This is a genomic window from Enterococcus sp. AZ067 (genome assembly GCF_051715005.1).
Lineage (GTDB): Bacteria > Bacillota > Bacilli > Lactobacillales > Enterococcaceae > Enterococcus_D > Enterococcus_D casseliflavus.
This window is the reverse complement of the sequence record NZ_JBIOSY010000001.1, coordinates 968,925-982,832: the sequence shown is the minus strand read 5'-3', so window position 1 is coordinate 982,832 and position 13,908 is coordinate 968,925. Positions and strand designations below refer to the sequence as shown.

Sequence of the window (13,908 nt, the reverse complement as noted above, 5' to 3'; positions counted from 1 at the left end):
CTCACTCCTTAAATAATCCTTCGACTTTCTTCATTAGGTTCGTCCATTGTTCTCTAAATTGTGCCAAATAGTCTATGCCTTTCGGGGTGATCGAGAAATACTTGCGATCAGGTCCTTCAGGTGATTTTTTCATCTCAGAGGTAATAAGTTCTTGTTTTTCCAACTTCTGCAGCAAAGGATAGATCGTGCCGCCAACGATCGTTTCAAATCCTCTTTGCTTCAGTTCCTGTACCAGTTCATAACCATAAATCTCTTTTTGAGCAATCACTTGCAAAACACACCCTTCCAAAACCCCTTTTAGCAATTGCGTCTCTTTCACGATTTCCCTCCTTTGGCTCCCTTTATCTAGTTTGTTATACAAACTAGTGTTGTACCTAGTATACGTGTTTGACACTAGTTTGTAAAGCATACTAGTAGAATAAAAAAATCTCCTAAGAAGAATTTTCTTCTAGGAGAGTTTTTTATCAAATGATTCAACGCTTCACCCCGCGTTGATAGGAATCATTGTACGCTTGAAAGGACTTATCGTGAAGTTTAGCCGCTGCATCTGCCAACCAGTTAACATTTCTGATCAATGCGCGGCCTTGTAGGACCAAATCCACTTGATTGGTTTGCAAAAGATATTCGCAAAGATCAGGATTATCCAATAAACCGACTGCTGCTACGGGAATATCGACCACTTGCTTGATAGCTGCAGCAAAGGGCACTTGATAGCCATCATAGATCGGAATATTAGGCTTTTTATCCACCACACCGCCTGTGGAACAGTCAAGACAATCAATGCCATCTGCTTGAAGCCATTGGGCCACTTGCTGCCAATCTTCCAACGAATTTTGGCGTCCTGGTTCTTCATAGTCTGTCAATGACAAGCGCATCCACAAGGACCCAGAAAAGACTGCTCGAACTGCTTGTACCGTTTCTTTTACAAAGCGATACCGATTCTCTAAGGAACCACCATACAGGTCGGTTCGTTGATTGACGAGAGGCGAAAGAAATTGATCCATCAAGTAGCCATGAGCCCCATGAAGTTCGATCATCGTGACACCCGCATTGGCTGCTCGTTGGGCAGCCTGAACAAAACTATCTTGCACCCGTTTGATCTCCGACAGGGTCATTTCTGACGGTAATGGGTAGCGCTCGTTAAAGGCAACGGCACTTGGTGCCAAAGGATTGCTGGCATCAACTGCTTTTCGTCCTGCATGGCTTAGTTGGATGCCTACTTGCGCATCGAACCCATGCAGCAGTTCCACCAATTTCGTCAGCTCTGTTTGCTGCTCTTCATTCCATAACCCTAGATCATTGTTTGTGATTCGTCCGTCTGGTTCAACGGCAGTCGCTTCAATAATGATCAAGCCGACTTTGCTTAATGCTCGTGCCCCGTAGTGAACAAAATGAAAAGGCTCCGCAACACCGTCTTCTTTTTTTACTTCATACATACACATCGGCGACATAACGACGCGGTTGGCCAATGCTAAATTCGCTAGCTTCACTGGTGACAATAATTTGGACATGCTGACACTCCCTCAACGATTTTTCGCTTTGTATTTTTCTCTATATTCAGTATAAACAGCCCCTTCAAAAACACAAGCAATGACCCTTTTTCCCATTTTTAAAACAAAAAAATAGACGCATTCTGCTTGCTCCCATGACATTGGAACAATCAGCTGCCTCTTCCCACTATTATTATACCGCATCCAGAGTCAAAAAAATAGACTAGTATTTTTGGTGGATGCTCGTATAATTGAGATACTTTGGAGAATGGATGTGAGTCTGAATGAACGACCTAAAGGCTGAAAAGAAGCATCTCGCAGACACGTACCAGCAATTGCTGACGCGAAAGACAGTGCTGAATAGTTTATTGACTGAAGGCAGAAAAAAAGATCGCCTTGCGATGCAAAGCATCGGCGAAGAGATTCGCTTAAACTTTGATAATTTTGCTGACCGTTTAGATACTTTTGCTGCCATCGAAAGTAAGAATCGTGAGATCGACCAAATGAACGCCGCTCTTCAATCTGCTGAACGTGAATTAGCTGCCATCGACCGTCTACTGGATAGTCCCTACTTTGGTAAAATCTCCCTACAATTTGAAGATGAGGAAACGATAGAAGATTTTTATATTGGGATCAATGGTTTTGTTAATGAAAATAAGGAAGGGTTGATCTATGATTGGCGCTCCCCTATTGCCGAATTGTTCTATGCCAAACGCTTGGGCCCGGTCTCTTATCAAGTGAACAATCAGACGATTTCTGCTGCTCTTGAACATCGCCGACAATTTATTATCGAAAAAGATCACATGAAGCAAGCCTTTGATACCTCAGTCGCGATTCAAGATGAAGTGTTACTGGCAGCCCTTGAAGCCAATAATAGTCAAAAAATGCAAGATATCACTGCTTCGATCCAACACGAACAAAACGTCATCATCCGTGACTTAGCGCATAAAAACCTACTGGTCAACGGTGTTGCTGGAAGCGGAAAAACGTCTGCTGTCATGCAACGGATCGCCTTTTTGCTGTACCATTTTCGTGAAGAGATGACCGCAGAGAATGTCTTGATCCTCTCCCCGAACTCTCGGTTTATTGATTATATTTCGCAAGTGCTGCCTTCCCTCGGTGAAAAAAATCCATTGACGTTGACCATGCGGCAGTTTTGCCAAGCATTTCCTAGTGTTGACTTAGAATCGGAAGAGGCGTATTTTGACCGCATCCAGCAAACACCCAGTGAAGCGATCGACCTTTTGCGCAGTGCGGACTTCAGCCGCTTTCTTCAATCCTTGAGCAAACAGCTGCCAGAAGAACTTGTGCTTCAGTTTAAACCAATCAAAAGAAAAAACGTCGTCCTTTTTTCTGAAGAAACGATCGACACTTTCTTCCAAGAGACACCGAAACAGGCATCCTTGCGCGATCGCATCCAAGCAGTCAAAAAGAAATTGGCTTACGCTTGGGAGGAACGACTGCAAAAAAATGCCTTAGCAGCAAATGTTCACGACCAAGTTCGTTCTTTGGCTGAAGACGAACAGCGCTCCCTATTAGGGACAGTTTTAAAGGATGATTCAGAAAAAAGGATTCAGAAAGCAGCCATTCGCCTCCTGAAGAAAAAATACGCAACGGTTTCCAAACAAATCAACGACCTTACTTGGTTTGATACAAAACGATTGTTAGCAGACAGTGCCGACTATTTTACTCACGGACAGATCACTTTGACGCAAACAACAGATAGTTTGGATTATACAGTTTGTCTATTGCTGATTCGTCATTTGCTCGCCGAAAAACAACCTGTCCCTGCGTTACGCTATCTGTTTATCGATGAAGTCCAAGATTATACGCCAGCACAAATTCAGTTTCTATTATGTCTTTTTCCTATGACCGCTTTTACCCTCGTGGGGGATCAGCAACAGGCGATCTTTACAAGTGCCATCACCGTATCAGAAATCCAAACGTTATTTCAACAACAGGCGAAATTCCTCGAAACGTATCAGCTGACTACGAGTTATCGTTCTAGCGGTGCAATCACGCGGTTATTTGCCCAAATGCTACCAAAAGAAACCAATTTAAACATCTCTGCCGTTCGACCAGAAGGAAAGTTGCCACAGTTTTATGCCAATCTGCCTGACGTTGCGTTAGTAGACATAATAAAGGAACTTAAGCAACCAGTAACGATCATCACCAAAGATAGTCGATCCAGTGAGGAGCTCAAACAGGTCTTCGATAAACAGGCCGTGTCATTTCATGGAACGGTTTTACCGATTCATCTTGCCAAAGGATTGGAATTTAAGCAGGTCCTCTTATATGATGTCTCAGAAGAAAATTATCATACCGATCAAGACCGGCGAATTCTCTACACGGCGATTTCTCGTGCAATGGAAGAACTGGTGGTAACTTCAAAAGGAACCTTTTCGCCGTTTCTCACTCCTTGAATAGTAAAACGAGAAACCTCCTACTTTCTATAGAATCTTGATGAGATTTGAGAGAACCCTGTCTTGCCTCTCTGAGTAGTTCTCTTATCTGATTGATTTAGAAAGCTATCGATCAAATAAAAAAGCATCAACGCGATTGCGTTGATGCTTTGCTTTTGAATTGATTAGCGATGGATGTAAGTATATCCAGATGCGCTCATTGTTGCAGTGTTTGGTCCACCAGGACTGTCAAAGCCCATTCCGCCTTGAGAGATTGTGATGGTATTGTTTGATGGGTTGTATGATTCAACATAGGCTACGTGTCCATAAGTTGGATCAGCAGTCCATTCGCCACCAACTGATTGACCAGCGGCAAAGACTACCACGGCACCGGCTGCTGGTGTACCATTGACAGTGTATCCATCAGCTGCAGCTGACGCACCCCATTGTGCACCATTACCCCAGTAAGTACCTACCCAAGGAGCGCGGTTTTTCACGTACCAAGTACATTGCCCCCAAGCATACATGTTACCTGAGCTTGAATGATCTTTTCCGCCGCCAGTAGAAATACTTCCGGTAGAATTATTGTTTGATGAAGAGTTTGAGTCTGAGTTACTTGAGCTTGAATTGCTTGAACCAGTGTTTGAAGAGCCTGCGTTCGATGAACTTGAGCTGTTAGAACTGCTGGTATTGCTTGAGCTTGTGTTGCTTGAAGAACTACTTGTTGCTGTTTCAGTAGAAGCAGTTGTATTCTCTGTCGTGCTTTCAGTTGATTGAGCAGCAGCTTCTTGTTGTGCTTCTTTCAAAGCAGCAGCTTGTCTTTCTTCTTCTGCTTTTTGAGCAGCAGCAGCTTCTTGTTGTTCTTTCAAGATACGGGCTTTTTCAGCTTCCGCTTCTTGTTTTTTCTTGTTCAAAGCATCTTTGTCTTTTTCAGCAGTCGCTTGTTCTGCTGCTAAGTTTGCTTTCAAGACATTTAAATCAGCTTGTTTTGCTGCAATGGCATCTCTTTGTTGGCTAAGTTCTGCTTGGTTCGCAGCAACTTCTTGAATTTTGCTTTCGTTTTCTTTGACTTTGTCTTCAACATCTTGTTTGTCTTGTTTTTGTTGTTCAACTAAATCATTGTTTGCATTGACGATCGTTGTCATCGCTTGTACGCGACCGATAACATCCGTTAAAGAATCTGCTTCTAAAACAGCATCAATGAAATTGGTGCTTTGACCGTTAACTTGTACATCACGGGCTTGCTTTTGGATTGCTTCTTCACGTTTGGCAATACGCAATTTCAATGTTGCGATTTTGTCTTGCAATTTCTCAGCTTCTTGACCTAACTCAACTTGTTTCGCTTCTAATGAAGCAACTTTTGCACTCACTGTTTCAATTTCTGCTTCTAGAGAATCGATCTGTGATTGGGCGTCAGCTTGCTGACCTTTAAGAGAATTGATTTTTTGGTCTTGCTGCTCGATTTGATCATCAATGGAATCTGCAAATGCTAATGCAGGTGCTGCAACTGCTGTTAATGTTAGTGAACACACCATTAATGCTGATAACAAACTATTCTTCACTCGTTTTTCCTCCGACTAGCTGGTTGATTTGACAGATGAACTGCCTTTATAAAAACTTAATTTTGTCTAAGAAAGTTTAATGTTCGATTTAACGACAAATGAATTCTACCATAATGATATGACACACAGATAAAGGAAATGTTACAAAAATGTTTCAATCTAACACTCCCTTTATCTCAACGATAAATAACAAAACAATTAAAGACCGTTAAATCAACGTTTCTGAATAAATTACTGCGTTTTCTTTTCATTTTCATCATCAAAAATAAAATCAATTCATGTTATCTTTATCGAAAGTAAAGCTAATTCGTCAGGGTTTAAAGCTTGATCACACTTTTTTTAATAAGAAAAACTATGAAAACAAGAAATCATTCAAAAAAAGACCATTTATGTGACAAGATCCCTATTCCTTTCTATAATAAATAAAACAAGCGAGGAGGGAATCGCGATTCGTACACACAAAAAATGGTTTTGGCCATTGGCACTACTTACACTTTTTGTCACCTGTTTCCTGTTATTCTTTCAATTTCGTAAGGTGCATGAAGCCGATACTCCATTGCAACAGGCTAGCAACAGTGAGTTTTGGCTCTTAAGTGATATTCATTTTCTTTCCTCCACGCTCCATGATAACGGCGCAGCCTTTCAGACCTTCACAAAGGGAGCTGCTGGCAAAGAGATGACGTATCAAGAACAATCGATCGAGGCCTTCACCGCTCAAGCCTTAAAAGAGAAACCCACGGGAATTATTTTGACCGGTGATATGACGCTCAATGGCGAGAAAGCAAGTGCTCAAGAGTTGGCAAGATTGCTTGAACCATTGCAAGAAGCTGACATTATGGTTTTAGCATTACCTGGCAACCACGAGATTTACAATGGTTGGGCGCGAGCATTTAAAGGTGAAAAGGAATACTACGCAGATCAAATCAGTCCTGAGGATTTTCAAACGATTTTTGCTGAAGGTTACGAAAAAGCCAACAGTATCGACAAGTCTTCCCTTAGCTACAGCATTCAGTTAAACGACAAGTATCGTCTCTTTTTGCTCGATTCATGTATCTACGATTCTGAGGTTAATTGGGATGATCCTACTACGAATGGTGAGTTGAAACCGGCTACTCTAACTTGGTTGGAGGAGCAATTAACCCTGACGAAAGAAGCGGAGCAAGTACCACTGGTCTTTTTGCACCATAACTTGTTTGGTCATAATGAACTCTTACAAGACGGTTATGTTCTCGATAACGCCTCTGAGACTGTCGCTTTGTTGGAACGCTTCAACGTGCCAGCCGTTTTCTCTGGTCATATCCACATTCAAGACATTAACGAAGGGAATGATTCGCTTTATGAAGCAGTTACTGGGTCTTATTCAACGGCAGAATTAGGCTACGGCGTCCTTTCTCTTTCTGACAAGGAAATCAACTATGAAGCTCGGCAGATTGATCTCGATGCTTGGGCGGCTGAAACGAAGCAAACTGATGAACAGTTGCTGAACTATCAAAACTACCAGAAAAGTATTTTTGAAAAAGACACCGACCAACTGGTCCGTGACCAATTGTCCGCAGTGTCTGAACTGTCAGATGCCCAGATGACAAAACTTTGCGCGTTTGTCACGAAGTTGAACACCGCCCTTTTTACTGGCAATGATACTTACTCAGCCGAAGAAAAAACTGCTATCAAAGACTCCGAGGAGTATCAGTGGTTAGCGACCTATTCTTACTTTTTGAAGCAATATGTCGATTCAATGCTCGACGATCAAACCGATGATCGCAAACTGACGATCCCCCTCACAGCAGAATAAAGCCAAAAAGTGTCTTCTTCCTTTCTTTTAGGAAAAAGACACTTTTTCTTTTCTAATGAACGATAGCCCTCTCGTTTGGGTAAACGAGAAGGCTATCTGACGAGTCAATATTTATTCTTTGAAAGTGCAGCATACTATTACTACTATTATTTATTTCTCATTTAAACGATACAATCCCTAACCTCTATTGTATCCTTGTAACTCTGAAGTTACGCCAGGTTTGAATAAATTTCTTCAAAACAAGTAACGTGTGGTACAAAAATATTTGTCGCTTATCAATAACTATACCACGCAACTAGGCGCCGACGGAAGTAAACTAGCTTATTCTTAATCATTACTTAAACAAAAGGTATTGTTTTCAAACAGTGTTGCTCCTTTAAGAATTCTACGTGAAGCGATCAACCTTCCTGTCATGCATATCTGCTAACCATTCCTATAAGGGAATTCCTTTTATTCAATAGGCAAGTCGTGCTGTTTTAAGAAAGATAATTTATCCCAGTAGCCTCTTTGAAATAAAATTTTATCATTTACTATTTGAAAAAAACCGCAACCTCTCAAACCTAAGGGGTCACGCCACTCTAAAATTGCCCATTGTCCATCTTCGAAAATATTCTCAACGATACAAACCATTTTTGCGTTAGAAAATTCTTGCTCAAACATCTGCTTGATCGCTTGTTTCCCAACAACTGGCTCATTAGCAACCTGGTGGTTTATTGCATTCTCATCATATAATTCTGAAATAATTTCAACATCTGCCTGATTAAACGCATCAACCCATTGGCAAAGTATTTCTTTTGGCTTCATATAAATCCCCTCGAAATGTAATCATCTTTGTTCCAATCGCAATAAAAAAAGTAGCTAATTTGTATCAATATATTCTACTTTTACAATTCATTCAAGACAATATCGATGAAACGAATAAGAATTATCGACCTTTCACATCGATTACTCTTGTATAAGTACGGGGTACCTGAATCGTGGCATGTTCCGCTTTACCTGTTTCTTTATTCCATTCACGTGAGTCATGCCATTTGAATCACTAGTAATCATTGCTTTTAATGGTAGCAACGCCACTAAACCTATTCAACCACTTTATTAATTTATTGAATACGGTATACAGCCTCTCTTTCTTTTTATATGCTTATCATCGAATGAGAAATAATAGGTAAGTAAACCGCGACGCTTAGGGCTAGATGAATAGTGAAATCAAAGATGTACTATTTACCATGTCAGGTCCTCAAAACCTGCAACTATTCTCTTGTAGCAGATCATCAACACCCGATCCATTTCAATATTTATATAAAATAAAACAAAAAAAGCGAGAACCCAATGGATTCTCGCTTGTTAACGTCAATTAACCTTTAACGATGTTTGTTGCTTGTAAGCCACGTTGGCCTTCTTCAACGTCGAAAGTCACTGCTTGACCTTCTTCTAATGTTTTGAAGCCGTCGCCTTGGATAGCTGAGAAGTGAGCAAATACATCATTGCCGTCTTCACCTGTAATAAATCCAAAACCTTTATCTGCATTAAACCATTTTACTGTACCGTTATTCATAAACGTATACCTCCATATTACACATCGACTGTGTTTATTTGTTTGTAATAGAAAATGATGTGTAATTGAAGTGTGTATCAATAGAAAAGATAAACAAGTATTAACATATCAGAACTTTACCTATTCATCATAGCATGGTTAAAATAAAATAGCAAATAAAGTTGGCTTTTTTTCTTGATAAAAAGGTAAATTGTTAAGAAACCTTATGATTAAGCCTAGCAATTGCTTTATCTGGAAGAATCAAAAATCAAAGAGTTGCGCCGTTTGAAGCAATTACTTTTTTATACCAATCAAATGACGCTTTCTTGATGCGCTTCTTTGTGCCATTGCCTTCATCGTCTTGGTCAACATAGATAAAGCCATAACGTTTCGACATTTGTGAGGTTGAGGCACTAATGATATCGATACAGCCCCATGCCGTATAGCCAAAGACCTCGACGCCATCATGCAACGCTTCATTGATTTGTTCAATATGCTGACGCAGATAGTCGATTCGATAAAAATCATCGATGGTGCCATCTTCGTTTACGACATCTTCTGCTCCCAAACCGTTTTCGGCAATAAACAAAGGTTTTTGGTAGCGGTCATAGAGTTGATTCAATGCTGTTCGCAACCCTTTGGGATCGATCTGCCAGCCCCATTTACTGCTTGGCAAATAGGGATTTTTAATCCCACCAGTGATCAGATTCCCAACAGCACTTTCCAATCGTTCTGGATGTGCGCTGACTGCACTGGACATATAGTAACTAAAGGAAACAAAATCAACCGGGTTTTCTCGGATGACTTCTAAGTCTCCTGGTTCGATCACCAATTCCACTCCTTTTTCTTCAAACATGCGGTTGGCATATGCTGGATAATAGCCTCTTGCCTGCACATCACTGAAAAAGAGTGAGGTTCGTTGACTTTCGACTGTTTTTTGGACATCGTCCGGATCACAGCTGTACGGCGTTAATAATTGATAGCTGATCATACAGCCGACCTTGGCATCGGGAATCAATCGATGGCAATAGTCAGTCACGATTGCGCTGGCGACAAATTGATGGTGCGCCCCTTGGTACTTGTCTTGTTCAATATTAGGATGACCTTCTTCAATGATCCCGACACTAACATATGGATGGTGTTTAACACAGTTGATTTCATTAAAAGTTACCCAGTATTTGACTTTCTTTTGGTATCGCTCAATCACCGTCTTGGCAAAACGGACATAAAAGTCGATCACTTGCCGGTTTGGCCATCCTCCATACTCAGTCACTAAATACAAAGGCATCTCATAATGGGATAGTGATACCACTGGTTCGATCCCATACTTCAAACACTCATCAAAGACTGCGTCGTAAAATGCCAATCCAGCTTCGTTTGGCTCTACCTCATCCCCCTTTGGAAAGATCCGTGTCCAGGCAATTGACATCCGATAGGCTTTGAAGCCCATCTCAGCAAATAAACGAATATCTTCTTTAAAGTGATGATAAAAATCGATTCCCTGTCTTTTCGGATAGTATTTCGTGCTGTTTGGATCCTGGGCTTCTGCAACTTGCTGATGAGTCATCATATGCCATTGGTCAGTCCATCGTTCTTTCGGCATTGAGGAATCGAATAGATAGACATCAGAAACCGACAAGCCTTTTCCATCGATTCCAGAACCTCCTTCAACTTGGTTGGCAGCTGTTGCTCCTCCCCAGAGGAAATCTTTTGGAAAATAACTTTTCATTTTACTTGCCGCCTTTCAAAAATGATTCGTATGCCAACGCTTCCCCATTCGTGGCGATCACTTGCTGATAATACGCAAAACTAGCTTTTTTCTTGCGGGAAAGATCTCCGCTACCATCATTTTGCTTATCGACATAGATAAAGCCGTATCGTTTTTCCATCTCTCCTGTCCCCGCAGAAACGATATCGATCGGTCCCCACCATGTATAGCCTAGAATCGTTGCGCCATCTTTGATCGATTCCGCCATTGCTTCTACATGGTCTTTCAAATAGGCCATCCGTTCTTCATCGACGATCGATCCATCTTCATTGACAACATCCTTTAAACCAATTCCATTTTCAACGATAAATAATGGTTTTTGATAACGATCAGTCAATTCGCTGCAAACATAGCGTAATGCCAGCGGATCGATCGGCCATCCCCAAGCAGTTTCTTTTAGGTAAGGATTCTTTTTCCCTAGTAATCCGCCAGTATTGCCTAAAATTTTCATGCCTGCTTCATGCAATGAGCTGCGGTAAAAACTAAAGCCTAAATAATCGCAGGTCCCCGCTTTAATGATCGCTAGATCTTCTTCTGTAATGTCCAGCAACAGATGATTATCCTTCACGATGCGGTCGAAGTATTCCGGATAGGCTCCTCGCAATTGCACATCACTATAGAACAAGGAACGACGGCGCAGTTGATACGATTCAAAAACATCTTGCGGGTTGCACGTCGCAGGGTAAATCGGGCTCAGTGACAGCATACAGCCAATCTGATTGTTTTCATCTACTGCCTTCCCATTCAGAACTGCTTTGGCACTTGCAACAAACATATTATGACTTGCTTGATAAAGTGCCTGTAATTTTTCTTCTTCAGTCTCGAAAGAAAACACATCGATACCTGCTGCGAGTAACGGGATCGTATGGGTATGGTTGATTTCATTGAAAGTCATCCAATATTTCACTTTCCCTTTGTAGCGTGCAAAAACCACTTTTGTATACCGATCAAAAAAATCGATCAGTGCACGATTTTGCCAACCACCATATTTCGTCACCAAATGCAGTGGCGTCTCAAAATGAGCTAATGTAACAACTGGTTGGATCCCTTTTTCATTCAAGGCATCAAATAAATCATCATAAAATTGTAAACCTGCTTCATTGGGTTCCGTCTCATCCCCATTCGGAAAAATGCGACTCCAAGCAATTGAGGTACGCAAACACTTCAAGCCCATTTCCGCAAACAGTTCAATGTCTTCTGGGTACCGATGATAAAAGTCGATGGCTTCATGGCTCGGATAAAAGTTATCCTCTTCAAGCTGCAGTGAAACTTGCTCAATACGTTTTTCACCAACTGGTAAAATATCTGCTACACTTAATCCTTTTCCTCCTTCCAAATAAGCTCCTTCGGCTTGATTTGCGGCGATCGCGCCGCCCCATAGGAAATTTTTTGGAAATACACTCATGAAATCGCTCCTTTTAATAAATCATTTGCTACCAAAGCGGTAACGTCTTTTTTCGCTTGATCCACAACTGTCAGTGCATCTTCTTTGATCACACTGGTAAAGACCAACATGGTTGTCGGATCATATCCTTTTTCAATAATTTTTGCTAAGTCAAAGGTGCCAATTTTTTGCCCCTTCACGACTTGATCCCCTTGTTTCACCAAAATCTCAAACACGCCTTTTGCTAAATCAACCGTGTCTAAGCCGATATGAACCAACACTTCCGTCCCAGCAGCCGATTGGATCCCAAAAGCATGTCCAGTTGGAAAAACTGTCACAACCGTACCAGTAAGTGGCGCATAAATATCGCCGGCTGATGGATAAACGGCTAATCCATCCCCCATTGCTCGAGAAGAAAATACTTCATCTTTGACATCATCAAGCGTGATCGCTTCACCAGCAACTGGTGTCATCACTTGCAGCCCTGCACCTTCTTCTAAAACAGGTTCTACCGTTTCTTCAAATCCTAATACATAGGTCAAAATAGCAGTACCGAAGAACGCAAAGGCAATGCCGATCAAATAGTACACAAAGGTGTCCCCAAAGAAAGCTGGCAATGTCGTTAATGCTGGGAAAACATAGACGATGGCCTTGGTTTGCATCATTCCCATAAACGCACCAGCAAGGGCACCAACGATGGTTTGAGCAATCAACGGCTTTTTAAATTTTACCGAAAGTCCATAGACGATTGGCTCTGTAATTCCTCCAAGCAATGCTGGAAGCAAAGAAGATAGCGCCAGGCCTTTGGTTTCTTTTCTGCGAGAGCGTAAAAACACACCTAAAGCAACCCCAGCACTCGCAAATGTTGCTGCTGCGATCATCGGGCGCAGCGTATCATAGCCATATACCGCTAGGTTATTGACCATAATCGGTACAACTCCCCAATGGATCCCGATCATTACTAAGAATGTCCAACCGCCACCGATCAACAAGCCAGCCAACAGCCCGCTCTTGTCGCTGATAAAGTTCATGGCATTGCCTAAACCGTCCCCAAGCATTACACCGACCGGTCCAATGATCAAAACGGTCAAAGGCACCATGATCAAAAGAGCTACTAGTGATAGAGCAAAAATCTCGATACTCTTAGGAATGATCCGTTTGAGTAGTCGTTCCAAGTGCGAGTAGATATAGATCGAAACGATCGCTGGAATCACGGTACCCGAATACCCCATCAACACAGCTGGGATGCCAAAGAAATCGACCGTCACACCGTTTTCCGTCACCATTGCTGTAAAATTCGGCTCCAGCAACGCCCCAACGATTGCTAAAGCAATAAACATATTGACTTTGAAAATCCGCGCTGCACTGATCGCTAAAAATAAAGGCAAGAAATAAAAGACACTATTGCCAGCAGCAGCTAATATTTTATAGGTACTTCCTTCCGCATCCATCAAATGATAGGTTGTAAAAACAACTAGCAAAGCTTTTAACATCCCTGCCCCTGCAAGAGCAACAATGATTGGATTAAAGATCGCAGACAATACATTGAAGAATCGGATAAATACATTGCCTTGTTTTTCTGTTGATTCTTCGGCATCCCCATCACTTTCCAAAGCATTTTGGATCGAATACTTACTCATGATCGTTTGAAAAACATCCGCTACATGATTACCGATCACGACTTGAAACTGGCCATTTCCTTCAATGACAGACAATACCCCATCAAGCTGCTGAATCTTATCCTTATTTTTTCGTGCCAACTCGACATCTTTCAACTTAAAACGCAATCTAGTGATGCAATGATACAGGCTAACGATATTTTGTTCCCCACCGACCTGTGCTATAATTTCACTAGCAAGTTTTGAATAATCTTTTGCCAAATGACTCACTCCCGTGTTTGATTTATAAAGCGCTTTATGGCGTTACTATAGCAGATTTTTTTCTCTCACCTGCGAAAGTTCGCAATTTGGAAACTG

At 41.6% G+C, this 13,908-nt stretch carries 10 protein-coding genes; 2 read left to right on the top strand and 8 right to left on the bottom strand.

Going from position 1 to position 13,908, the window contains the following annotated elements:
- Position 1: 1 nt before the first annotated feature.
- Both IGI82_RS04705 and IGI82_RS04700 read right to left on the bottom strand, forming a co-directional pair.
- Positions 2–319 carry a PadR family transcriptional regulator gene (locus IGI82_RS04705; protein WP_008377296.1) on the bottom strand — a complete coding sequence of 106 codons (318 nt, stop codon included), beginning with the start codon at positions 317–319 and terminating at the stop codon, positions 2–4.
- 154 nt (positions 320–473) lie between these two features.
- On the bottom strand, positions 474–1,511 hold the full coding sequence (locus IGI82_RS04700) for an NADH:flavin oxidoreductase/NADH oxidase (RefSeq protein WP_128488063.1): 1,038 nt from the start codon (positions 1,509–1,511) through the stop codon (positions 474–476).
- A 263-nt stretch (positions 1,512–1,774) separates the two neighbouring features.
- On the opposite strand from IGI82_RS04700, the gene IGI82_RS04695 reads away from it, so the two are divergent.
- The gene (locus tag IGI82_RS04695; RefSeq protein ID WP_438841797.1) at positions 1,775–3,913 is read left to right on the top strand and encodes a HelD family protein; all 2,139 of its coding nucleotides are present in this window, start codon (positions 1,775–1,777) and stop codon (positions 3,911–3,913) included.
- A gap of 164 nt (positions 3,914–4,077) precedes the next feature.
- Here the strand turns inward: IGI82_RS04695 and IGI82_RS04690 are convergent, their stop codons facing one another.
- Complete coding sequence (locus IGI82_RS04690) at positions 4,078–5,454, bottom strand: CHAP domain-containing protein (protein ID WP_060792881.1); 1,377 nt, start codon at positions 5,452–5,454, stop codon at positions 4,078–4,080.
- A 391-nt stretch (positions 5,455–5,845) separates the two neighbouring features.
- Here IGI82_RS04690 and IGI82_RS04685 point away from each other — a divergent pair, with 391 nt between their 5' ends.
- Positions 5,846–7,246, top strand: coding sequence for a metallophosphoesterase (locus IGI82_RS04685; RefSeq protein WP_413158505.1), 1,401 nt, complete (start codon positions 5,846–5,848; stop codon positions 7,244–7,246).
- A 450-nt stretch (positions 7,247–7,696) separates the two neighbouring features.
- Here the strand turns inward: IGI82_RS04685 and IGI82_RS04680 are convergent, their stop codons facing one another.
- From IGI82_RS04680 to IGI82_RS04660, 5 genes are all read right to left on the bottom strand, one after another.
- Positions 7,697–8,050 (bottom strand): nuclear transport factor 2 family protein, encoded by a 354-nt coding sequence (locus tag IGI82_RS04680; RefSeq protein ID WP_154694199.1) that lies wholly within the window; start codon positions 8,048–8,050, stop codon positions 7,697–7,699.
- Between the two features lie 550 nt (positions 8,051–8,600).
- On the bottom strand, positions 8,601–8,801 hold the full coding sequence (locus IGI82_RS04675; protein ID WP_005225331.1) for a cold-shock protein: 201 nt from the start codon (positions 8,799–8,801) through the stop codon (positions 8,601–8,603).
- A gap of 247 nt (positions 8,802–9,048) precedes the next feature.
- A complete protein-coding gene (locus IGI82_RS04670; protein ID WP_074536531.1) occupies positions 9,049–10,509 on the bottom strand; it encodes a glycoside hydrolase family 1 protein in 1,461 nt (486 codons plus the stop codon).
- 1 nt (position 10,510) lies between these two features.
- Positions 10,511–11,953 carry a glycoside hydrolase family 1 protein gene (locus IGI82_RS04665; protein WP_016610579.1) on the bottom strand — a complete coding sequence of 481 codons (1,443 nt, stop codon included), beginning with the start codon at positions 11,951–11,953 and terminating at the stop codon, positions 10,511–10,513.
- Positions 11,950–13,821 carry a beta-glucoside-specific PTS transporter subunit IIABC gene (locus tag IGI82_RS04660; protein ID WP_413158504.1) on the bottom strand — a complete coding sequence of 624 codons (1,872 nt, stop codon included), beginning with the start codon at positions 13,819–13,821 and terminating at the stop codon, positions 11,950–11,952. Before IGI82_RS04660 ends, IGI82_RS04665 begins: the two co-directional genes overlap by 4 nt.
- Positions 13,822–13,908: the final 87 nt, after the last annotated feature.

Bases quoted from the DNA above. Each gene is read 5' to 3' on its own strand.
- IGI82_RS04700 (WP_128488063.1), bottom strand. From the start codon at position 1,511: ATGTCCAAATTATTGTCACCAGTGAAGCTAGCGAATTTAGCATTGGCC.
- IGI82_RS04695 (WP_438841797.1), top strand. From the start codon at position 1,775: ATGAACGACCTAAAGGCTGAAAAGAAGCATCTCGCAGACACGTACCAG.
- IGI82_RS04680 (WP_154694199.1), bottom strand. From the start codon at position 8,050: ATGAAGCCAAAAGAAATACTTTGCCAATGGGTTGATGCGTTTAATCAG.
- IGI82_RS04675 (WP_005225331.1), bottom strand. From the start codon at position 8,801: ATGAATAACGGTACAGTAAAATGGTTTAATGCAGATAAAGGTTTTGGA.
- IGI82_RS04670 (WP_074536531.1), bottom strand. From the start codon at position 10,509: ATGAAAAGTTATTTTCCAAAAGATTTCCTCTGGGGAGGAGCAACAGCT.
- IGI82_RS04665 (WP_016610579.1), bottom strand. From the start codon at position 11,953: ATGAGTGTATTTCCAAAAAATTTCCTATGGGGCGGCGCGATCGCCGCA.